Genomic DNA, 20,134 nt, shown 5'->3' on the forward strand with positions numbered 1-20,134 from the left:
AGGGAAGCTTTGACATTTCCGTATCGCAAACGAATGCTTTACGTCAACCTCGGCACAGGAGTGCTTTGGCTACTGTGGGGTTTCGGCCAGGTCTGGTTTAGCGAGAAGGTGAATTGGATCGACTATGGCTGGTTCGTGATTTCTGGCGCGTACCTGCTCACCTTCCTCTACATGTGGCATTTCAAGTATTTAACTTTGGCAGAGGGGATTCTGAAGATAAACGGGCCGTTTGGCAAATCGGTAACCCTTTCTAAGATCACCCATATCCGGAAATTTGCGGGAGACTTCATCCTGCACCATCCGGGCGGAAAATTCAAAATCAACGGGGAGATCCTGGACCCCCAGGGCAGGGAACAGCTGGAAGAGGCCTTGCGCGGGCTGGATGCGGAATGGACCTAAAAAAAGCCCCTCAATTGAGGGGCTTGGTGTTGGTGCCGTTTCCGGATTAGTTGTTGGGCCAGTTACTCCAATTGCTGCAGTGGCCGGCCTGGTCGGTTTTTTCCACCACCCGATTAACCCCGGTGTACCCGGCGTTCATGAGGGCACGGGGGGAGAAGTGTAGTTTGCCGTTGGCCTCTGTACGCGAGAGTTTTCCGAAGTGTGCCTGGCTCAGGGCATGGCCCACCTCGTGCAGGGCCACGGTCTGGAAGTCTATCCCGGTGCCGGTAGCCACCCGATCCTGCCAGTTAAAGGCGTCATTATAGTAGATTTCTTTTATGGCCACATCGCCTTTGCCGTCGCCGTTGATATCATCTGTCCAGGTCAGGGTGAAGGTAACCCCGAGGATACCATTACCTCCTCCCGGTGCGATGGCATCAAAAAACGCTTTGGGCAGGGTTCCGGCATGCACGATTACCCCGGGGAAGAACCCGTTGCTTCCGCCAAAACCAAAGAAAACATTCGAAACAAACCCAATGTCTGCCCCTGAAACCCCTCCAAAGGGGATATCCAGACCACTGGAACAGGTTACATTGGCCCAGGTGTCCATGACATCCACAATGGGCTGCAGCGTATTAAATCCGGATGCGGTGTTGAGTTGGGTGCCGTCTATAAGATACGGTACGGCAAGCCCTCCCAGGTTCCTGGGGTCATTGGGCACATAGTCTGAGGATAGTTGCTTGTTGCCACGGTCCGAAAAGAAAACCGTTTTCCCGGCACCATCTATGGAATAATACTCCATTTTCTCCAGTTGCACCCCATAAGGTTCCAGCATCTGATTGATCTGGGTGGCAGCGCCTTTCAGATTCTTGCCCTTGCTTGCCTGGAAACCGTTGCCTTTCAATCCGTCCACGCCAGGGATGTCTACCTCTACCATTTTAAGTTCCCCCAACGCATAGGTGGCCGTGGGGTTCTCGTTGACGTCCTCGGACTGGCACGCCACCAACAGGGCAGCTGCAGCCAACAATAATAATTTTGGTTTTTTCATCGTGTTCTTGGTTTTTATTGTTAAACGAAAAAGGGTTGGTTAGGTTTTGCGATCCTGATATTAGGGAATTCCCCGAAACAGTGCAATAGGGCTGCGGGTCATTTTATCAACGTATAGTATCTTGCCAGTGCCGAGAGACTCCTGGCCACAAATCCACCTGAAGCATGTACCGCGTCTACGTCATTGAACTCTCCAAACGGGTGTACACCGAAGACCGGCGTTTCCGGGAGGCCAACCCCCAGTTTAACGGGGTGTTGCAATGCCTGTACGTGGGGATGACCAGCAAGGACCCCAGGGAGCGGTTTGCCCAGCATAAAACGGGGTATGTGAACCGGAAAGGGCACAAATTGTCGGCAAAGCTGGTGGAACGCTATGGGATGTACCTCAGGCCTTCGCTTTACAACCACATCCCCCCGATGAAAACGCGGGAAGAAGCCCTGGCCATGGAAGCCCGACTGGCCCTGCAACTCCGGCGGCAGAAGTATGCGGTGTGGTATAATTAGTTGTTCCCTCGCCTTCGTTTAGGAGGAAAACGGCTTGAGCAGGGATAAAATTGGGGGGGTGGAATCCCTCCCACCCGGGTACAAGATAAACGGCCTCCCTGCAAGACCCTTTCAGGCCTCACTCAATCTTGGTTTATTCCCCGTTAAAGGTCACCATTACCCCGATCACAATGGCCACGATGATAGCGGAGACCACGATATCCTTCCAGTTATAGCTGCTTTTGTTGCGCTGCCGCTCCTCCGGGGTAATGGTGGCATAGGTAAGGTTCCGGACCTGGGCTTCCGAGGGGGCAGGGGTCAGCAGGCTCACCACCACCAGCAAGGCCATGCAGAACAGGAAAAACCAGGAGGCGAAGATTAGGAAGTTGGTGTCCCCCAGGGTGTGGAGCAGGCTGCCGGGCGCAAAAGAATCCTTAGCCAGTTCCAGGCCAATGCGAAGGGCGGCGATAACAAACCCGGAAATAAGGGTCACAAAAGCCCCCTGGGCATTGATGCGCTTATAGAAAATCCCAAGCAGGAATACCGCGGCAATAGGGGGGGAGATATAGGATTGCACACTCTGCAGGTACTCGTATAAAACCCCGGAGATATTGGCCATGATCGGGATCCAGACAATGCCGATAAGTACCACGATACCCGTGGCAATCTGCCCGGTACGCACCAGTTTCTTTTCGGGGGCATTTGGCCGTAATTTCTTATAAATATCCACCGTGAACAGCGTGGAACACGAATTGAAGACCGAGGCCAGACTACTCATCAGGGCAGCCAGGAGGCCTGCGGCTACCAGCCCCCTGAGGCCTGAGGGAAGCAAATTGCTCATTAAAACGGGAAAAGCCTGGTCCGGGCTGTCCCAATGGAGCTCGCCCCGCATCTTCAGGGTCAGGGCAATGACCCCGGGAATCAGGAACAGGAAAACGGGCATGAGTTTCAGCAGGGCCCCGAAGATCGTACCCCTGCGGGCCTCCTTTAGGTTCCTGGCCGTCAGGGCACGCTGTACGATATACTGGTCCGTACACCAGTACCAGATACCCACTACCGTACTGGCAATGACCAGCCAGGGCCAGGGAAAGTCCGGGTCCTGGGCGCTGCGCCACATGTTAAGGTATTCCGGGGTAACGGTCTGTTTCATGCTCTCCCACCCGCCCACGTGGTCCAGGCCAATGGCGGTCAGGGCGGCCGCCCCGAGAACCAGGACAACGGCCTGTAGGGTTTCGGTATAAACAACGGCCCGCATCCCGCCCAGGACGGTGTAGATGCCTGTTAGGATTACGGTAGCGATGGCACCGGTCCAGAAATCGATTCCCAGCAGGGCAGAAACCACTACCCCCCCGGCGTAGATGGTAACCGAGATTTTGGTCAGAACGTAGGCTGCTATGGAAAAGATGGAGAGGATCCACCGGCTGCGGGCATCGAAGCGCTTTTCGAGGAATTCCGGCATGGTAAAGACCCCGGCCCGGGAATAAAAGGGCAGGAACACCCATCCCAGCAGCAGTACGATCCAGGCATGGATTTCATAGATCAGCATGGGGAGTTTATTGCTGGCGCCTGTCCCCGCCAGTCCCACCACGTGTTCGGAGCCGATGTTGGAGGCAAAAATGGAGGCGCCTACTACAAACCACCCCACATTGCGGCCGGCCAGGAAATAGTCCTCGGTATTTTCCTTCTTACGCCGGATAACCCATATGGCTATACCGAGCAGGATCAGGAAATAAACCGAGATGGTAATCCAGTCGAGGGAATCGAGCATTTGCATGGGCAGGGGTTGTTATCGGGTTGAAAACCGGAATGAGGTACGCGTATGGTAGGTTTGCCCCGGGTCCAACCGTGTGGAGGGGAACTCCGGGCGGTTGGGTGAGTCCGGGAAGTGCTGGGTTTCCAGGCACAGCCCGGCACGGAAGGGGTAGTAGCCCCCGCCCTTGGCAGGCAGGCTGCCATCCAGGAAATTAGAGGTGTAGACCTGGATGCCCGGTTCTTCTGTTAGGACCTCCAGGACCCTTCCGCTTTCCGGGTGGTAAGCCGTAGCAGCTGCGTTACTTATATCCCGGTCCTCACGCAGGACCCAGCAGTGGTCGTACCCGCCGCCAACGCCCAACTGAGGGTCTTCGGCATCGATATCCCTCCCGATGGCCTTGGCAGCGGTAAAGTCAAAAGGCGTCCCGACCACCGGGCGTTGCTCTCCGGTGGGGATCAGGCCGTCGTCCACAGGCAAATAGGCCGGGGCATCGAGGGTGAGTTCGTGGTCGGTGATATCCCGGGTAAAATCGCCGGAAAGGTTGAAATAGGTGTGCTGGGTCAGGTTAACCACGGTGGGCGCATCTGTAGTCGCCTGGTAGTCCACTACAAGGGTATTGTCCGGAGCCAGGCGGTAGGTGACCCGGGTTTTGAGGTTGCCGGGGTAGCCTTCCTCCCCGTCCGGGCTCAGATAGTCCAGGTGAAGTATCAGGGTATCCCCCCGGGTTTCGTTCTGGGCTTCCCACAGGACGCGGTCGAAACCGTTTTCCCCACCGTGGAGGTGGTTCTCCCCGTTGTTGCGTGCCAGGGAATAGGTGTTCCCCTCCAGGGTAAAGGTACCCTTTGCAATGCGGTTCCCGTACCTTCCTATGAGAGCCCCGAAGTAAGGATGCCGCTGCAGGTACGGGGCCATACGGTCGAAGCCGATGACCACATCCTGGTAGTTCCCGTTCCGGTCCGGGGCGGTCCACCGGGTAATGATCCCGCCGTAATTGAGGATATCCACCTCCATGCCGTTGGCGTTTCGCAGGCGGTAACGCATTACCTGCCCGCCTGCAGGGAAGTGTCCGAAAAAGGATGTTTCTATACCGGGGGGCGGTTGTTTCTTAGCCATTGAATTTTCCGTATCTGCCTTTTTTTGCTTGCCCTGGCAACCCAAAGCCAGGCCGCCCAACAAAAGCAGCAGGAGGATTCCAGGGGATGCGATTCTTCTCATGTTCCGGGTCATTGCCATTAAGGTTGTTTCCTGCCGAAATAGGCCGCGTTGGCCCTCAGGCGGGTATTAAAATCCGCAAGCCGGGTCTGTGCATCGATGCACAGGAGTTCAATATCGAAAAAATCGGCGAAATCCTCCAAATACTCCAGGGTTAGGGCCTGGGTATATACCGTATGGTGCGAACCCCCACCCGCCAGCCAGCAACCGGCAGATGTCTTCAGGTCCGGCAGGGGCTCCCAGAAAGCCCTGGGGGTGGGCAGGTTGGGGAGGGCTTCCCTTGGGGGAAGGGCCATGACCTGGTTGGCCAGCAGGCGGAATCGCCCGCCCAGGTCCACCAAACTGGCATTCAGGGCCGGGCCGGCCCCGGCAGTAAAGACCAGGCGCACCGGGTCTTCCCTGTTTCCGATGGCCAGGGGGTGGATTTCACAACTCGGTTTTCCCGCCGCGATACTCGGGCAGATTTCAAGCATATGGGAGCCCAGCACATAGCCTTTGCCCCCTTCGAAGTGGTAGGTGTAATCTTCCATAAAAGAGGTCCCGCCTTCCAGGCCCCTTGCCATGGTTTTCATGGCATAGAGCAGCCCGGCTGTTTTCCAGTCCCCTTCGGCTGCGAACCCGTAACCATCTGCCATAAGCCGCTGCACCGCTATTCCCGGGAGCTGCCTCAAACCGCCAAGGTTCTCGAAGGTGTCGGTGATGGCGCCAAAGCCACCGGTCTGCATAAACTGTCTGATGCCCAGCTCTATACGGGCCGCTTCAAGCAGGGCGTCATGGCGCGCACCCCCGCGTTTCAGTTCGGGAGACACCTCATATTCGGCCTCATAAAGGGCCGCCAGGTCTTCAATTGCCGAAGATCCCTCCCCTGGCATACACCCCAGCAGGTCGTCAGTGTCGTAGGCTTCCACGGACATCCCGAATTTCAACTGGGCGGCAACCTTGTCGCCTTCGGTCACGGCAACCTGCCGCATATTGTCTCCGATCCGGGCCACTTTCAGGCCGCGCAGCGCTTCGCAACCATAGGCCGCCCGGCTCCAGACCGCCACCCTGCCCATGACCTCAGGGTCTTCCCAGTGGCCCACAACGGTTTTCCGGGCCTTGTTCAGGTGAGTCAGCATATAGCCGAATTCGCGGTCCCCGTGTGCTGCCTGGTTGAGGTTCATAAAATCCATATCGATCTCCCCCCAGGGGATTTCCGTGTGGAACTGCGTGTGTAAATGGCAGAGGGGTTTATCCAGCAGGCGGATGCCCTGCATCCACATCTTGGACGGGGAGAAGGTGTGCATCCACGCCAGCAGGCCCACGCAGGATGGGGTTGCGTTAGCCTGTTGGCACCTTTCCGTAATGGCTTCCGTATGGGTCAGGACGCCTTTAAAAACAATCCGGAAGGGGAACCGCCCACTGGCGTTCCACTGTTTCACCATGGTTTCGGAGTGCGCCTTTACTTTTTCCAGGGTTTCTGGTCCGTAAAGGTGCTGGCTGCCGGTTACCCACCAGATTTCGGGTGTTTCGGGTATCATGAATTGGGTTTTTGCTGACCGTAATAGGCGCCCGGGCCGTGTTTGCGGTCGTAGTGTTTTTGGATCAGGGTTTCTTTCAACCGGGGAACCCCCGGGTTGAGTTGCAGGGTAAGGCTCGCCATACGGGCAATGGCCTCCAGGACCTCACTGTTGTAGACGGCCTTCAGGGGGTCTTCTCCCCAGGCGAAGGGCCCATGGCTGCCCACGAGGACCATTTCCACTTCCCGCGGGTCCAGGTTTCGGTCCCGGAAACACTCCAGGATCTGAACCCCGGTATTGTGTTCGTAGTCTCCCCGGATCAGCCGGTCTTCCATAGGCGGGGTACATGGGATGTCCGTCGTAAGATGGTCTGCATGGGTGGTCCCCAAAATAGGGATGTCTTTCAGGGCTTGCGCCCAGGCCACTGAATAGGTGGCGTGGCAGTGTGCAATCCCGCCCAGGTCTTCCCAGCTTTTGTACAAGAGGCTGTGGGTGGGGGTATCCGAGGAAGGCCTCAGGTGCCCGTCTACCACCGTATTGTCGAAATCCACCACCACCATGTCCGAAGGCCTGAGCTCCGGATAGGGTACCCCACTGGGTTTAATGGCAAAGACCCCTTTGTCGCGGTCCGCCGCGCTTACGTTTCCAAAAGTGCGAAGCACAAGCCCCCTGGCCTGGAGTTCCATATTGGCCTGGTAACAGGCTTCGCGCAGTTCGGAATAGGGAAATGCCATCATTCAGGAATTTTGGGTCAGGGAGGCGGCAAGCGCCCCCAGTTGCTCGTAGTGCTTCATGCGGTCTTTGAGGGTGGCCGCGGCCTTCGGCCTTGGGCTGTATTGTTTTTCGATGGGGCTACCCATCCGCGCTGCTGCAGTGCCCACATCGGGGTATATACCTGCCGCCACGGCAGCGTAAATGGCAGCCCCCAGGGCAGGTGCATGGTCGGAGGCGGCTACCCGGATGGGCCGGTCCAGGACGTCGGCCAGGGTCTGCATGATCAGAGACGATTTGCGGGCCACCCCTCCAATGCCGATGACCTGGTCTATCCGGACCCCTTCCTCCTCGAAGCGGTCTACAATCTTTTTGGAACCGAAACAAATGGCGTGCACCAGAGCCAGGAAAATATGGGGGGCCGAACTGCCCAGGCTGAGGCAGGCCATGGCACTTTGGAGCCCCTGGTGGGCATCCGGGCTGCGGCGCCCGTTGATCCAGTCCAGGGCAATGGGGATGGCTTCCTCCAATGGGATTGCTTCGGCAGCGCGGGAGAGCTCCTCCAACAGGTTATGCTCCAGGTCTTCCCTCAGGGCGAGGCGTTGGGATTCATCCAGTACAGGGTGGTTATACACCAGGTGTTCCAGGGGCCAGGCCACCACGCCCCCGAACCAGGCCAAAAGGTCGCCAAAGGCCGACTGCCCGGCTTCCAGCCCAATTTTCCCGGGGATGACCGACCCGTTAACCTGTCCGCAAATACCGCGGACGGCTTTCGTCGCCAGTTCCGGGGCATCGCTTACCATGATATCGCAGGTGGAGGTGCCCATGACCCGCACCAGCGCATGCGGCCCGATTCCGGCTCCCACAGCCCCCGCATGGGCATCGAAGGTACCCACGGCCACGGCGATGCCGGGGTTCAGCCCCAGCCTCCCGGCCCACTCGGGGCACAATCCGCCGGCGCTTTCATCGGAAGTATGGGAATGGGTGTAAAGGCGATCCCGGAGGCTGCCCAGGCCGGGGTGCAGGGCATCCAGGAAGGCCTTGGACGGGAGCCCGCCCCAGGACTCGTGCCACATCGCCTTGTGGCCGGCAGCGCAGCGGCTGTGTTTAAAGGATTGCAGGTCGCCACCGCCTACCAGGAGGTAGGTCATCAGGTCGCAGTGTTCCATCCAACTCCAGGCGGCTTCCCCAACATCCGGGTCTGTAGCCGTGATATGCATGATTTTGGCCCAGAACCATTCCGAGGAATAAATCCCGCCCACAAACTGCGTGAAGTCCGGGCCATCCCACACCCTCGCCAGGTTGTTGATGGCTTCTGCCTCGGCCAGGGCCGTATGGTCTTTCCACAGGACGACCATGGCATTCGGGTTTTCCGAAAACGTCTCGGTCAAAGCCAGGGGGGTTCCTTCCCGGGTAACGGGGAGGGGGGAGGAGCCGGTGGTATCCACGCATAGCCCTTTAACGCTGGCTTTCGGGACCCCGCTTTGCTCCATAACGCTGCGGACGGTCGCTTCCATCCCTTCCAGGTGGTCCAGGGGGTGCTGCCGATAGCGGTTGGAAGGCGCATGGCAATAGAGTCCTTTGGCCCACCTGGGGTAATGAAATACAGCGGCCGCCTGTTCGGTGCCCGTATCGGTATCCACCAATACGGCCCGAACCGAGTCGGTACCAAAGTCCAGGCCGAGGGTATACGTTTTCATGCCTATTCGGAAGTCAGGACTATTACGGAAAACGGCGGGAGTTCCATCCGGAGCACCCCATTTTGGAGCTTGAAATCCGTAAAGGCTTTTGGTTTTATGTTTTCGGGGTCCTCAAAGGTATTGTGGTCCTGGAGGTTGTCAGACGACAGGATTTCGGCAGTAAAACCTGAAACCCCTTGCCCGGAGAGGTCTATTTCCACCTTCTGGGCCTCGGAGGCGTGGATGTTCACCAAGGAGAGACTCATGGCCCCGTTCTCAGACCTGGAAGCCGAAACCGACAGGGCGGGCAAGGATTCCTCCCCCATGCTATAGGAGGGGGCATCAAACTCCACCGGGAGCAAGGTGGCATCCTGGTGCACCTTATACATGCGCATCACATGGTAGGTTGGGGTCAGGAGCATTTTTTCCTCTTCGGTCAGGATAACCGCCTGCAGGACATTGACCGTCTGGGCCAGGTTGGCCATTTTAACGCGCCGTGCGTGGTTGTTGAAAATGTTGAGCACCATCCCGGCAATCATGGCATCGCGCATGGTGTTTTGCTGGAAAAGGAACCCGGGGTTGGTCCCGTCTACCACGTCGTACCAGCCTCCCCATTCATCGACGATCAGATCTACCTTCCCCTCCGGATCGTACCGGTCCATGATGGCGGAATGCTCGCGGATAAGTTCATCCATGAGCCAGGATTTCTGCATGGTTTTGAAGTAGTCGGTTTCTGTAAACCGGGTGGAGGAACTTTTGGCCGACCAGTCGATCACCGAATAGTGGTGCAGGGCTACGGCATTGAGCATGCGGTGCGGGATGTCCCGCATCAGGACCTCCGTCCAGTTGTAGTCTGCATCGCTAGCGCCAGAGGCGATTTTATAAATACCGCCTTCCATCCCGGCATCGGACATAAAGGTGGCGTATTGCCGGTAGATGTCGGCATAGTATTCGGGGCGCATATGCCCGCCACAGCCCCAGGCCTCGTTGCCAATACCCCAGTATTTCACCCCCCACGGGGTTTCGCGTCCATTTTTAGCCCGGAGGTCCGACATGGGGCTGGTGCCGTTAAAATTGGTGTATTGCACCCAGTCTGCCAGTTCCTGTACCGTGCCACTGCCCACGTTCCCGGAAATATAGGGTTCCGTCTCCAGTAGTTCGCAAAGGTTGAGGAATTCGTGGGTACCAAAGCTGTTGTCTTCCGTGACCCCGCCCCACCAGGTATTCACAATTGTGGGGCGCCCGGCTTTGGGACCGATGCCATCCTTCCAGTGGTAGGTGTCTGCAAAACAGCCCCCGGGCCAGCGGAGGTTGGGGATGTCCAGGTCCCGCAGGGCCTGCACGATGTCGTTTCGCACCCCTGCCGTATTGGGGATGGGGCTTTGCTCCCCCACATAAAACCCTCCGTAGATGCACCGGCCAAGGTGTTCGGCGAAGTGGCCGTAGATATGCCGGCTGATGACGGTTTTCCCGGGCCCGTCCGACAGGGTTATCCGGGTCGTTTCCTGGCCGGAAGCCATTAATATGGATAGGGTGGCCCCCAGGGTATAACCCCATTTTCGTATGCCCATAAGTGGAGGTTTTTTGAAGGTAGAAGCCGTGGAAAGACCACGGCTTCAGGAAGTTAACTAAACTGAAAAATACTAATTCAAAATGAGCTACGGATTCAGAAAGCTGAACAAGTCTCTCCTTAAGTGTATTTGATACATTTTAAATGTAAGCAAAGAATGGGTTCCCTCCAAATTTTCCTGCGCGAAAGTGCGGATGCAGGATCATTTTGCTATATTGGCCGTAAAGGTCATGGGAGGTTACCCTGGTGCCACCCATACCTTGTATACGACCATCGCATGGGATTAAAATACTATAAGTCTGAGGATAAGGTACTGCTGGCAGTAGACTGTATTATTTTCGGTTTCGACAACGGGGAACTTAAGATACTGCTGGTACGCCGCAACATGGAACCTGAAATGGGCAAATGGTCGCTCATAGGCGGGTTCATGAAGAAGGCCGAGGACCTGGACCAGGCGGCCACCCGCGTTTTGCAGAACCTCACCGGGCTGGGCGACATCTATATGGAACAGCTCTACACCTACAGCAAGGTAGACAGGGACCCCGGGCAGCGTACGATTTCGGTTGCCTATTTTGCCCTGATAGATGTGGCATCTCATCAGTTTGAAGGCGTACAGCTCGAAACAGCCAGGTGGTTTCCCCTCAGCGATGCCCCGGACCTGATATTCGACCACAACAAGATGGTGGCCAAGGCAGTGGCCCGCCTGCGCCGCAGGGCCCTGACCATGCCAATTGGTTTTGAGCTCCTGCCGGACAAATTTACCATGCGGCAGCTTCAAACCCTCTATGAATGCATCCTGGACAAGGAGCTGGACAAGCGCAACTTTATCAACAAGTTCAAATCCCTGGACGTGCTTATCCGTCTCGACGAGAAGGACATGACCGTGGCGCGCAAAGGCGCTTACCTGTATACCTTCGACAAGGACAAGTACGACAGAAAGGTGGAAGAGGGCTTCTCTTTCAAGCTTTAACCTCTGCTTCTCTACTTTTTCCCTGCCTGCAAGTGGTGCTTTTCGATCTCCTCCGGACTCAGCCCGAGGAATGTGGCTGCATTGTTGTAGAAGATATCAGCTTTTTGTTCCAGGGACAGAAATGGCGCGCTGTTGATGTTGGCAATGGCCTGGTCGAAGGCGCCCTGGAAGACCATCTGGTCGGTCCCATACATAATGCGCTTGCCGAAACCGGCGTCCATAAGCCCTTTGAGGAAGCTGTGGAATTCTGCCTTCGGCAACCCCCAGTTGATGACCCCCAGGTCCACATAGAGCTGCGGGTGGGCGTACATCAGAGCCTTCATGTCTTCCAGGTAGGGCCACCCGGCATGCATGATGTAGATTTTCAATTTCGGGTGGGCCACCAGCACCCGCTCGATTTGCATGGGGTGGGCGTTTTCGGCCCGCACCCCGGAATAGCCTGCATACAGCGCCCCGGGAGGTCCACCCGGATAAATATGGTAGCCCACCGGCACCTCCAGGGTTTCGGCCAGTTCAAAATACGGGTCCAGTTCGGCATCGTCTGCCTGCACCCCGCTATAGTAGGCGGTCATTTCTGCCATCACCTGGAGTTCTCCGGACATAAAGCCGCGCCTGAGGGTTTCCAGGTCCCCGGAACCCCTACCTAAAAGGATGCGCTCGGGGTCCTCCGCTTCCCACTCCGGGTCGTAGTTTACAACAGCCTTTACAATACGGTGTTCCGCCATCTTGGCGAAGGTCCAGGCTTTGTGAGCTTCCAGGCTGGGGACGGCAGAATAGGTAATGCCGGTAAGCGAGTTGGTGAACTGCTTTCCGAGAATGGGAGAAGGCTCCTGGTAAGCATGGACATGCATATCGATGATGGGCCCCGTATAGGGCTCCGACTGGCTTGTTGCCCGAACAAATGGCAAGAGGGACAGCCCAATTAGCAAGGCGCATCTCATTGGGAAGTGGCTTAAAGCTTTCATATAGCTGAAGTTTATGTCATACCAAAGGTAATGGGACCTTCCGGGATAAAATTGTAAAATTCGGTACTCTTGGCGGGGAGTTTGTTAAAGGCCTTTGGGGTTATGCCCGAGTATCTTTTGAATTCCCGATTGAAATGCGACTGGTCGAAATACCCCAGGTCGTACGCAATTTGTGTCAGCGGCATCCGGGGCTGTAGGGCAATCTTTCGGATGGCCTGGTTAAAGCGGGCCAGGTTGGCGTACTGTTTTGGGGATGTGCCCAGGGTTTTGTTGAAAAGCTTTCGCACCCCCCGGTTGCTGAGGCATAGCGTATGGCTCAACCGGTCCATGGCCGGTCGTGACTCACCCTGCAGCAAACGCACCCCTGTGGTGATCCGGGTGTCCGGCAACACGCCCCGGGACGCTTTAACCAGGAATTCTTCCACAGCCCTGACCGCTACGGCAGGATTCGGGGCATCCGCAACCTGGTTGTACAGGGACTCCAGGTGGGATGCCTTAAAAAGGATGTCCAGGTCAGGGAGCTTGTCGGCAAATTCATCCATGGGTAGCCCAAGAAGGGCATGTAGGCCAAAGGGCTCGAACTGCACGTTTAACATGCTTATAGATTGGCTCCGGTCCAGCACCATGGGACTCAGGCAGGAAGTGGAGGCAAAATTGCCCTTGGCCTGGCGGTTTCCCAGGACCACACCCCCCTTTAAAGTGATGCTGAGGTTTGTGGTGCAATTCGGAAACAGGCTAATATGCAGCCCCGGGTCTGCTGCGGGAAATTCCAAAAACGCAACAAACCGGACGATCGTCTTTAGGAAGGGATCGGCTGGCAGGAAGATACCCGGCATGGGCCCGGTGTTCATTGGGATCTCTTCCAATGCCCCTTATTTCAGATGTGTATCGAAGAAAGCAATGGTCCGTTCCCACGCCAGCTTGGCTGCCGCCTCGTCGTAGCGCGGGGTGGTATCGTTGTGGAAGCCGTGGTTGACGTCCGGGTAGATATGGGCGGTGTACACCTTGTTATTGGCTTTGAGGGCTGCCTCGTAGGCCGGCCACCCGGCGTTGACCCGTTCATCCAGCCCTGCATACTGCAAAAGCAGGGGCGCCTGGATGCCAGGAACCATTTCCTCCGGGGCCTGCCCCCCGTAAAAGGGGACGGCAGCGTCGAGTTCCGGCAGGCGGGCGGCCATCATATTGGAGATCCACCCCCCAAAACAGAACCCGACCACGCCCACCTTCCCGGTACAGCCCGGGTGGGTGTCCAGGTACCGGAAGGCAGCGATAAAGTCTTCGAGCATCTCATCCCGGTCCCGTTCGCGTTGCAGGGTACGACCGTCGTCGTCATTGCCAGGGTACCCGCCCAGTGGCGTAAGGGCATCAGGTGCCAGGGCCATGTAGCCGGCCAGGGCTGCCCGGCGGCAGACATCTTCGATATGGGGGTTGAGCCCGCGGTTTTCGTGGACAACCACAATCCCGGGAAGGGGGCCTTCCGCGGCAGCCGGACGCGCCAGCAATCCTTTTATGGAGCCCCCGCCCTTGGCAGATTCGTACGTGATGTACTCCGTGTGTAGCCTGGGGTCGTCCTGGCGGACCTGTAACTTGTTCACATAGTCCGGCATGATAAAACTCATCAGGGACATTACGGTAATCCCGCCTACGGCGTAAGTGGACAGTTTGTCCATAAACTGCCGGCGGCTGATCTGGTTATGTGCATAGGCGTCATAGAGGTCGAATACCTCCTGACGGATGTCTTCTTTGCGCAATTTTTTCATGGTGGAAGGACGGTTATAGGATTGTGCTCCTTCCAAGGTAGTGTTTTCCTCCGGGCCCGGCAAACCCTTGCGTTGTATGCGCTTAGCTGGTTTGCGCCTCTATGCCCGCCCACTGGAGTATGGGTTCCAGGCTGGCCTTGTCCATATAATCGAAGCCTTCCCGCATGCGCCTGCCGGCTTCGGGGTCCTGGTTGGCTTTGCCGGCCAGCCGGAGCATCCACCGCAGCCAGAAGGGCAGCGCAGAGAGGTCCAGCCTGCCCCTGAGGGCCACCACATCCATAGCACTGCGCATCTCATGGGGCAGGTGCCGCTCGAGCCAGGTATCCAGGTCGGGGTGCCCGGGGGGCGTTCCCGAAACGGTAAACAGCAGGATGGGTTTTTCCCGGATGGTTTCCCAATGGGACGCAAGCCACTTTTTTACGGTAGGGGCACCCACTATAATGGAAGTGCCCAGGATGAGCCGCTCAAACCCGGAATGATCCGGGGCTGGTGCGGCAACATCGAATACGGGATACCCGGTGGCCTGATGCAACCAGGTGGCGTATTGGCGCGTACTCCCGTATTTTCCTGAGAAGTAAATGGCCGTTTTCATAGGTGTTCTGATGGGGATTAAACGGGGGGCGGCCCCGACCGGGGCCGCCCACTTTCACAAGAGCCGGGGTTTAAACCAATTCGGCTTCTTTTTCTTTCCGGCGGATATCGGCCCATTTGTCGATCAATTCCGGAACTTTTTCAAAGGCTGCGGACAAACCGTGGGCTTTTCCGGCTTCCAGGAAGGAGATGTTCTCCTTGTGGGTTACCAGGAATCCCATGGGCTCTATGCCCACACCACCGCCAGCGCCAAGGCCCTGGCCCATGCCTTTTTTGGGCGCATTGCCCTCTCCGCCTCCGGAGCCGAATCCGAGGCCTACTTTAATGACCGGTACGCAGGTGAATTCACCCAGTTTAAAGGGTTCACCCACTACCGTTTCCGTTTTGGCTTCCGATTTCAGGAAATCGGTAACCTTTCCAAGGAGTTCTTCATAGTGCATTTCCATGATAAAAGGTTTATGGGTTAACAATTGATTTTAATAGGTATACAGGTCGGTTCGTGATGCGAAAGGCCAGGCGGTTGTAGTGCCAGAAATTCACCCGGACCCCCATCCCCCTTGTCTGGAGCAGGAAGGCCACCGGGTAGAGTTTGGCGTTCCAGACCGGATCACCCGTATCGAGGTCCCAGCTGAAATACCGCACCCGGAAACTCCGGAGCAACCGGATCCAGTTCAGGGTAATTCTGGAGCCATGGGCCTTTTTTTTGGATTTTTGTCGCCGGCGTCTCATCCGCATCCGCATCAGGTCTGTCGGGCGCCAGCAAAAGCTCGCAAAGGGTACGTGGAGTTTAACGTGAACGATTTCCTCTGCATCGTCTTCCAGACACGCCCGGGCCAGATGTCCGACCCGGAGTTCCAACCTGTGGGTGGCCGTATCTGCCTTGAGATCCAGGGGCATCAGCAGGAGATATCCCAACAGTGCCAACAGGAGCGCCAAAACAACCAACCAGGCCATGTTTACGGTTTTGGGCAAAGGAAAAAAGAACAGGCCACCTGCACCATGATCTGGGTCAGGCAGCCTGTTTTTCAAGGTTTATTTCCGAGGAGGGAGGCCCTGGGGGCTAACGGCCGGTTTGCCCGCCATCGGTACGGGAATCCACAAAGGACCGTATAACGGCTTCTATTTCGGTTTGGGAGGCATTGCGCGCCTCGAGGGCTCCCATATGCTCATGCAGGGGCTTCCCGTCCACCTGGCGGCGTAGAACGAGCTGCCCGGGCTGGCGAAGTACCTGGTCCCAAGCCTGGCGCACCCCGGCCCAGAAGGCCTTATGGTCTTCCCACCATTGGGCAGCGGCCAGGCAACGGGTATCGTCCACCTTCCGGTAGGTATTGCGCCCTTTTTCCTCTGCAATAAGGGTGCGGCCGGTCTCAGTGTCCTGGCGGATTTTTTCATTGTCCTGTTCGTGTACCCACCCGGAATCGGTGATTTCGTGCCGGTTGCCCCGTACCATCAGGTCGTAATCGGACCGCTTGGTGTACTCCCGGCGGGGGAGGGGGGAAGGGGCCTTGTCTTCCCAATAATGGCGTCCGTCTTCGTGGATCCACGTGGCGGTACCGGCGTACCGGGGGCTGTCGTCTACCTGGTATACTTTCTGGGTCCAGCTCCCGCGGACAGGCGTTGCTGCCGGCTGGGGGACCTGCCAGGTAGAAGGGCCGGTATATTCAAAAGGAGCCAGGCTTTCGTATTCCCAATCCTGCCGCCAGTGTTTGATTACGTTTTGCCCGCCCACCAGGAGGAGGTGTTGGAGGGAGATGTAGTTATCCCTTGCTTCAATCGGGGTAACCCACTCCAGGCCGCTGGCCTGGTAGTCCGGGTGTTTTTCGTAGTCGGGGTCCGGGGAAAAGGTTTCGGTGTACCGGAAATCCACTTCGTAGCAACCGCACATGTCGAGGATGGCGGAACGGTCCTGATCCTTGAGGTCCTGGGCTGTGGCCGCGCAGGTCCCCAGGAGCAGTGCAAGGGTAAAAAACGATGGTCTCATTGCTGTTAAAAGGTTTGTGTTAAACTTAATTGGACTAAATAAAAAGAATATATATTTGCACAAAACTAATTAGAATGAGTCTAAATAAAAATAAAATCGCCTTATTTTTTGCCGGCTTATTCCTGTTGCCCCTTTCGGGTCAGGAGCTACCCCGGCAGGTATCGGACTCCTTCCCAACGCAGGACCTGGAAGAGGTGGTTATCAGCGCGACGCGCACCTACCGGCAACTGTCCTCCCTGCCACTGCCCGTTACCCTTATCCCCAAGGCGCAGATCGAACGCACGGGGGTCACCCGCCTCAACGAAATCATGGCCGAACAAACCGGTATTGTCATGACTCCGGACGCCACTATTGGCGGGGGGGAGGGGGTGCAGATCCAGGGGGTCGCCTCCGATTACGTCCTGATCCTCATAGACGGGGTCCCTGCGGTGGGCCGAAGTTCCGGGAACCTGGATTTAAGCCGTTTCGCCCTGGGCAACGTGGCGCAGATTGAGGTGGTTAAGGGACCTTCTTCCAGTTTATTCGGATCCGAGGCCCTCGGCGGGGTCATCAATATTATTACTGAGGAGCCCGATTTGGAGCGCATACGGGGTAGCATTTCCCATCGTGCAGCTACCTTCAACAACCAGAATACCAGCGTTAACCTGGGGCGGAAATACGGAAAAACCGGGGTCTCCTTCTTTGCGGACCGCCTCAGTACCGACGGCTACGACCTAGCCCCCGCAGACCAGCAGCAGACGGTTAATCCCTTCTATAATTATACCCTGGGCGGGAGGGTCAGGTCGGAGATCGGGAAAACCCTGGACCTTTTGGTTTCCACCCGGTACTTTGCCCAGGAGTTCGACGTGGACCCCGGTACCAGCGAAGAAACGGATTTCAATAGCCTGCTCCGCGCTACTCATCATGTTGGGGAGCGGTCCGAATGGCAGTATGAGCTCTATTATACCCGGTATACCACCACCGAAGAAACGGTGGACCCCATAGACGAAACCCAGCGCCTGGACAACGACTTCGACCAACGCCTGTTGCGCCCGGAAATCCGGTTTACCTACGATTTTAAAGGCCCGTTCCAACTCATTGCCGGGGCGGGATATGCCTTTGAGCGCCTGGACCGCAGCCTGTTCGACGGGCAGGTATCCTTTAACTCCCAATACCTTTTTTCACAGCTCGACTTCAGGCCGGTACCCCGGCTGAATCTCATTGCCGGAGCCCGCTTCGACCACCACAGCGTGTACGCCTCCCAGCTGAGCCCCAAGTTTTCTGCCCGGTATGATATCACCGATCACCTGGCTCTGAAGGCCTCTGTTGGCAGTGGTTTTAAAGCCCCGGATTTTCGCCAGCTGTTTCTGGATTTTACCAACGCTTCCGGGGGTGGGTATTCGGTCTTGGGGAAGGAGGCCGAGGTGCGCGGCATCCAGCGCCTCGAGGACCGGGGCGAACTGGCCAGCCTGGCGGTAGCCCGCTCCGAACTGGGGATTCCGCTCCAGGCCGAACGCTCGGTGGGCTACAATGCGGGGTTCCGATACCGGAAAGGGATCCTTACCGGGGAGGTAAACCTGTTCCGCAACGATTTCCGCAACCTGATCGACACGCGGATCCTGGCCTCCAAGACCAACGGCCAGAACGTCTTTGGCTATCTCAATCGGGACCGGGTCTATACCCAGGGGGCCGAGGTGGACCTGCAGCTCCGCCCATGGCCCGGGCTCCGGTTAAACGCCGGTTACCAGTACCTGTTGGCCTTCGACAAGGACAAAAGGGATGCCGTGGAACAGGGCCGCGTCTTTGCCCGGGACCCCGGGACCCTCGAGGCTGTTCGCCTGGAGGAAGGGGACTATTTCGGCCTGGAAAACCGCTCCCGCCACACCCTTAATTTCAGGGCCTTCGGGGAAGTTCCCCGGTGGGACGCCTTTGCCAACCTACGGGTGACCTACCGAAGCCGGTTCGGGTTGGCAGACCTCAACGGAAATGACCTGCTCGATATCACAGATGGCAGCTTTGTCCGCGGCTATGCCCTGGTCAACCTGGCACTGGGCAAGACCTTCCTGAAAAGGTACCAATGGCAGGTGGGGGCCAATAACCTCCTGGATTTCCGCGGCACCAACCCCCTGGCGGCGCAGGACACGGAAGTTTTCCTCAACCCGGGCATCCAGCTTTTTACGAGACTATCTATTCAACTATAATTCTTAAAACAAGCAACTATGAAAACCCCAAGAACTCTCTTTTTCTTATTCCTTTCCCTGCTGACCCTGGCCTCCTGCAGCGACGATGCAGATGCGCCGGAATTTGCCCTGTTAGCCTATAGCCCGGAAACCGGAGCCCCGGGTACGGAGGTAACGTTAACCGGTAGCGGTTTCCCTTCCGACCCATCCGAAGTAAGCGTGACCATTGGCGGGGTAGCGGCCCCCGTGGTTTCCGTTTCGGAAACCCGGATCGTGGTATCGGTTCCCGCGGGTGCCGCTTCCGGGGAAATCCGGGTAACGGCAAACGGGGTCACCCGGACCTCCTCCGGGGGCTTTACGGTGCTCTCCCAACTGGTGGCCGAGACCTTTTCCAACCTGGAAGCCCCTCAGACCGGGAGCCAGGGAGAACCTGAGGGTGGCCCGTTCACCAAATTCAGTTTTGCCACAGGGCAGGTAACCGAGAGTGAAACGGAATGGGATATTGCCTTCAGGGGGACCACCCTGGCGGTTAACGGTGGCGCCCCTACCGGTACGGCAGACGAACCCGAGCGAAACGGCAATGGCGGGGCAGCCATCCAGGACGGGACCTTTGCCGAAATCACCTCGGCTGAGGGCCTGACATTTGCGCAGGATGCCCCGGGCGCCTATGCCATCCCCACCGGGAGCGGCAACGGCTGGTACAATTACAACCCGGCCACCTTTACCATCAACCCCATCCCGGGTAAGATCCTGGTATTCCGCACCCACGACGGCCGGTATGCCAAGGTGGAAATCCTCAGCTACTACCGGGACGCTCCGGCCCAGCCCGACCCGTTTACGGATGAGTCGCGGGTGTATACCTTCCGTTATGTCTATAACCCCAACCAGGGGGAAATGACCCTGGCCCAATGAGCGTGGCCCGATTGCTCTTTATCGTCCTGCGTCTGGTATTGGGTGGGATGATGATTTACGGCGGCCTCGACAAATTCGGCCAGCCCATGCCACAACCGGTAGAGGTGGTGGAGAAGGCGGCCCGGTTTACAGCTCCAGGCCAGGAAAGTACGCTCCAGAAAATCCTCTACATCAGCGGGGCCAAGCAAACCGGCTACTTCTGGCAGGTCCTGGGGGTTTGCGAACTGATGTTCGGCATCCTCCTGGTGTTGCAATACCCGGCCTTTGCGGGGGCGGTACTACTGCTCCCTATTACCCTGCATATCTTCCTCTTCCACGTATTCCTGGAACCGGAGGCCAAGGGGGAGCTCCTGCAGACCGGGGGGTTGTTGCTGATCAATATGATCCTGGTCCTGAAGGAATGGAAGGTCCTCAGGCCCCTGCTCTGGCAGCGGCCCTGATCCGTGCGATCCTTCCCCAATTGG

20 protein-coding genes are annotated in these 20,134 nt (G+C 57.3%); 6 read left to right on the forward strand and 14 right to left on the reverse strand.

The features are described 5' to 3' along the window. Nucleotides 1–33: 33 nt before the first annotated feature. The gene (locus tag CA832_RS09825; RefSeq protein ID WP_088341453.1) at nucleotides 34–399 is read left to right on the forward strand and encodes a hypothetical protein; all 366 of its coding nucleotides are present in this window, start codon (nucleotides 34–36) and stop codon (nucleotides 397–399) included. Between the two features lie 46 nt (nucleotides 400–445). Here the strand turns inward: CA832_RS09825 and CA832_RS09830 are convergent, their stop codons facing one another. Further along, nucleotides 446–1,426 (reverse strand): M10 family metallopeptidase domain-containing protein, encoded by a 981-nt coding sequence (locus tag CA832_RS09830; protein WP_088341454.1) that lies wholly within the window; start codon nucleotides 1,424–1,426, stop codon nucleotides 446–448. 164 nt (nucleotides 1,427–1,590) lie between these two features. Here CA832_RS09830 and CA832_RS09835 point away from each other — a divergent pair, with 164 nt between their 5' ends. Further along, complete coding sequence (locus tag CA832_RS09835; RefSeq protein WP_088341455.1) at nucleotides 1,591–1,929, forward strand: ribose-5-phosphate isomerase; 339 nt, start codon at nucleotides 1,591–1,593, stop codon at nucleotides 1,927–1,929. A 133-nt stretch (nucleotides 1,930–2,062) separates the two neighbouring features. On the opposite strand, the gene CA832_RS09840 is transcribed toward CA832_RS09835, so the two are convergent. Genes CA832_RS09840 through CA832_RS09865 form a run of 6 tightly spaced genes read right to left on the reverse strand, consistent with a single transcriptional unit; the run spans nucleotide 2,063 to nucleotide 10,333 of the window. Further along, nucleotides 2,063–3,682 (reverse strand): sodium:solute symporter, encoded by a 1,620-nt coding sequence (locus tag CA832_RS09840; RefSeq protein WP_088341456.1) that lies wholly within the window; start codon nucleotides 3,680–3,682, stop codon nucleotides 2,063–2,065. Between the two features lie 12 nt (nucleotides 3,683–3,694). After that, nucleotides 3,695–4,876 carry an aldose epimerase family protein gene (locus CA832_RS09845; RefSeq protein ID WP_088341944.1) on the reverse strand — a complete coding sequence of 394 codons (1,182 nt, stop codon included), beginning with the start codon at nucleotides 4,874–4,876 and terminating at the stop codon, nucleotides 3,695–3,697. 17 nt (nucleotides 4,877–4,893) lie between these two features. Then, a complete protein-coding gene (gene araA, locus CA832_RS09850) occupies nucleotides 4,894–6,393 on the reverse strand; it encodes an L-arabinose isomerase (protein WP_088341457.1) in 1,500 nt (499 codons plus the stop codon). Then, the gene (locus CA832_RS09855) at nucleotides 6,390–7,106 is read right to left on the reverse strand and encodes an L-ribulose-5-phosphate 4-epimerase (protein WP_088341945.1); all 717 of its coding nucleotides are present in this window, start codon (nucleotides 7,104–7,106) and stop codon (nucleotides 6,390–6,392) included. Before CA832_RS09855 ends, araA begins: the two co-directional genes overlap by 4 nt. 3 nt (nucleotides 7,107–7,109) lie before the next feature. Then, nucleotides 7,110–8,783 carry a ribulokinase gene (locus CA832_RS09860; RefSeq protein WP_088341458.1) on the reverse strand — a complete coding sequence of 558 codons (1,674 nt, stop codon included), beginning with the start codon at nucleotides 8,781–8,783 and terminating at the stop codon, nucleotides 7,110–7,112. Nucleotides 8,784–8,785: 2 nt separating this feature from the next. Continuing rightward, nucleotides 8,786–10,333: an alpha-N-arabinofuranosidase gene (locus tag CA832_RS09865; protein WP_088341459.1), complete on the reverse strand. Its 1,548-nt coding sequence runs from the start codon at nucleotides 10,331–10,333 to the stop codon at nucleotides 8,786–8,788. A gap of 276 nt (nucleotides 10,334–10,609) precedes the next feature. Between CA832_RS09865 and CA832_RS09870 the strand changes: the two genes are divergently transcribed. Then, nucleotides 10,610–11,302, forward strand: a complete 693-nt coding sequence (locus CA832_RS09870; protein ID WP_088341460.1) for an NUDIX hydrolase — start codon at nucleotides 10,610–10,612, stop codon at nucleotides 11,300–11,302. Nucleotides 11,303–11,313: 11 nt separating this feature from the next. Here CA832_RS09870 and CA832_RS09875 read toward each other — a convergent pair whose 3' ends face one another. The 7 genes from CA832_RS09875 to CA832_RS09905 form a co-directional block, all read right to left on the reverse strand. Then, nucleotides 11,314–12,243, reverse strand: coding sequence for an amidohydrolase family protein (locus CA832_RS09875; RefSeq protein WP_158211915.1), 930 nt, complete (start codon nucleotides 12,241–12,243; stop codon nucleotides 11,314–11,316). 35 nt (nucleotides 12,244–12,278) lie between these two features. After that, nucleotides 12,279–13,103, reverse strand: a complete 825-nt coding sequence (locus tag CA832_RS09880) for a helix-turn-helix domain-containing protein (RefSeq protein WP_158211916.1) — start codon at nucleotides 13,101–13,103, stop codon at nucleotides 12,279–12,281. Nucleotides 13,104–13,139: 36 nt separating this feature from the next. Continuing rightward, nucleotides 13,140–14,027: a dienelactone hydrolase family protein gene (locus CA832_RS09885; protein ID WP_088341463.1), complete on the reverse strand. Its 888-nt coding sequence runs from the start codon at nucleotides 14,025–14,027 to the stop codon at nucleotides 13,140–13,142. A gap of 82 nt (nucleotides 14,028–14,109) precedes the next feature. Further along, nucleotides 14,110–14,619 (reverse strand): flavodoxin domain-containing protein, encoded by a 510-nt coding sequence (locus CA832_RS09890; RefSeq protein WP_088341464.1) that lies wholly within the window; start codon nucleotides 14,617–14,619, stop codon nucleotides 14,110–14,112. 70 nt (nucleotides 14,620–14,689) lie between these two features. Beyond that, entirely contained in the window at nucleotides 14,690–15,064 is a 375-nt protein-coding gene (locus CA832_RS09895) for a GerW family sporulation protein (RefSeq protein ID WP_088341465.1), read from the reverse strand. 10 nt (nucleotides 15,065–15,074) lie between these two features. Continuing rightward, complete coding sequence (locus tag CA832_RS09900) at nucleotides 15,075–15,572, reverse strand: hypothetical protein (protein ID WP_143542368.1); 498 nt, start codon at nucleotides 15,570–15,572, stop codon at nucleotides 15,075–15,077. 106 nt (nucleotides 15,573–15,678) lie between these two features. Further along, on the reverse strand, nucleotides 15,679–16,599 hold the full coding sequence (locus CA832_RS09905) for a DUF6607 family protein (protein WP_088341467.1): 921 nt from the start codon (nucleotides 16,597–16,599) through the stop codon (nucleotides 15,679–15,681). A 74-nt stretch (nucleotides 16,600–16,673) separates the two neighbouring features. Between CA832_RS09905 and CA832_RS09910 the strand changes: the two genes are divergently transcribed. From CA832_RS09910 to CA832_RS09920, 3 genes are read left to right on the forward strand one after another with little or no spacing between them, the layout of a single operon-like run. Then, entirely contained in the window at nucleotides 16,674–18,779 is a 2,106-nt protein-coding gene (locus CA832_RS09910; RefSeq protein WP_088341468.1) for a TonB-dependent receptor plug domain-containing protein, read from the forward strand. A gap of 18 nt (nucleotides 18,780–18,797) precedes the next feature. Next, nucleotides 18,798–19,670 carry an IPT/TIG domain-containing protein gene (locus CA832_RS09915; protein ID WP_088341469.1) on the forward strand — a complete coding sequence of 291 codons (873 nt, stop codon included), beginning with the start codon at nucleotides 18,798–18,800 and terminating at the stop codon, nucleotides 19,668–19,670. Then, on the forward strand, nucleotides 19,667–20,110 hold the full coding sequence (locus tag CA832_RS09920) for a DoxX family membrane protein (RefSeq protein ID WP_088341470.1): 444 nt from the start codon (nucleotides 19,667–19,669) through the stop codon (nucleotides 20,108–20,110). Before CA832_RS09915 ends, CA832_RS09920 begins: the two co-directional genes overlap by 4 nt. Nucleotides 20,111–20,134: the final 24 nt, after the last annotated feature.

Origin of the sequence: Robiginitalea sediminis, assembly GCF_002198115.1 — a bacterium.
Classification (GTDB): Bacteria; Bacteroidota; Bacteroidia; order Flavobacteriales; family Flavobacteriaceae; genus Robiginitalea; species Robiginitalea sediminis.

Coding starts and splice junctions, on each gene's coding strand:
- CA832_RS09825 (WP_088341453.1), top strand. CDS start 34: ATGCTTTACGTCAACCTCGGCACAGGAGTGCTTTGGCTACTGTGGGGT.
- CA832_RS09830 (WP_088341454.1), bottom strand. CDS start 1,426: ATGAAAAAACCAAAATTATTATTGTTGGCTGCAGCTGCCCTGTTGGTG.
- CA832_RS09835 (WP_088341455.1), top strand. CDS start 1,591: ATGTACCGCGTCTACGTCATTGAACTCTCCAAACGGGTGTACACCGAA.
- CA832_RS09840 (WP_088341456.1), bottom strand. CDS start 3,682: ATGCAAATGCTCGATTCCCTCGACTGGATTACCATCTCGGTTTATTTC.
- CA832_RS09845 (WP_088341944.1), bottom strand. CDS start 4,876: ATGAGAAGAATCGCATCCCCTGGAATCCTCCTGCTGCTTTTGTTGGGC.
- araA (WP_088341457.1), bottom strand. CDS start 6,393: ATGATACCCGAAACACCCGAAATCTGGTGGGTAACCGGCAGCCAGCAC.
- CA832_RS09855 (WP_088341945.1), bottom strand. CDS start 7,106: ATGGCATTTCCCTATTCCGAACTGCGCGAAGCCTGTTACCAGGCCAAT.
- CA832_RS09860 (WP_088341458.1), bottom strand. CDS start 8,783: ATGAAAACGTATACCCTCGGCCTGGACTTTGGTACCGACTCGGTTCGG.
- CA832_RS09865 (WP_088341459.1), bottom strand. CDS start 10,333: ATGGGCATACGAAAATGGGGTTATACCCTGGGGGCCACCCTATCCATA.
- CA832_RS09870 (WP_088341460.1), top strand. CDS start 10,610: ATGGGATTAAAATACTATAAGTCTGAGGATAAGGTACTGCTGGCAGTA.
- CA832_RS09875 (WP_158211915.1), bottom strand. CDS start 12,243: ATGAGATGCGCCTTGCTAATTGGGCTGTCCCTCTTGCCATTTGTTCGG.
- CA832_RS09880 (WP_158211916.1), bottom strand. CDS start 13,103: ATGCCGGGTATCTTCCTGCCAGCCGATCCCTTCCTAAAGACGATCGTC.
- CA832_RS09885 (WP_088341463.1), bottom strand. CDS start 14,027: ATGAAAAAATTGCGCAAAGAAGACATCCGTCAGGAGGTATTCGACCTC.
- CA832_RS09890 (WP_088341464.1), bottom strand. CDS start 14,619: ATGAAAACGGCCATTTACTTCTCAGGAAAATACGGGAGTACGCGCCAA.
- CA832_RS09895 (WP_088341465.1), bottom strand. CDS start 15,064: ATGGAAATGCACTATGAAGAACTCCTTGGAAAGGTTACCGATTTCCTG.
- CA832_RS09900 (WP_143542368.1), bottom strand. CDS start 15,572: ATGGCCTGGTTGGTTGTTTTGGCGCTCCTGTTGGCACTGTTGGGATAT.
- CA832_RS09905 (WP_088341467.1), bottom strand. CDS start 16,599: ATGAGACCATCGTTTTTTACCCTTGCACTGCTCCTGGGGACCTGCGCG.
- CA832_RS09910 (WP_088341468.1), top strand. CDS start 16,674: ATGAGTCTAAATAAAAATAAAATCGCCTTATTTTTTGCCGGCTTATTC.
- CA832_RS09915 (WP_088341469.1), top strand. CDS start 18,798: ATGAAAACCCCAAGAACTCTCTTTTTCTTATTCCTTTCCCTGCTGACC.
- CA832_RS09920 (WP_088341470.1), top strand. CDS start 19,667: ATGAGCGTGGCCCGATTGCTCTTTATCGTCCTGCGTCTGGTATTGGGT.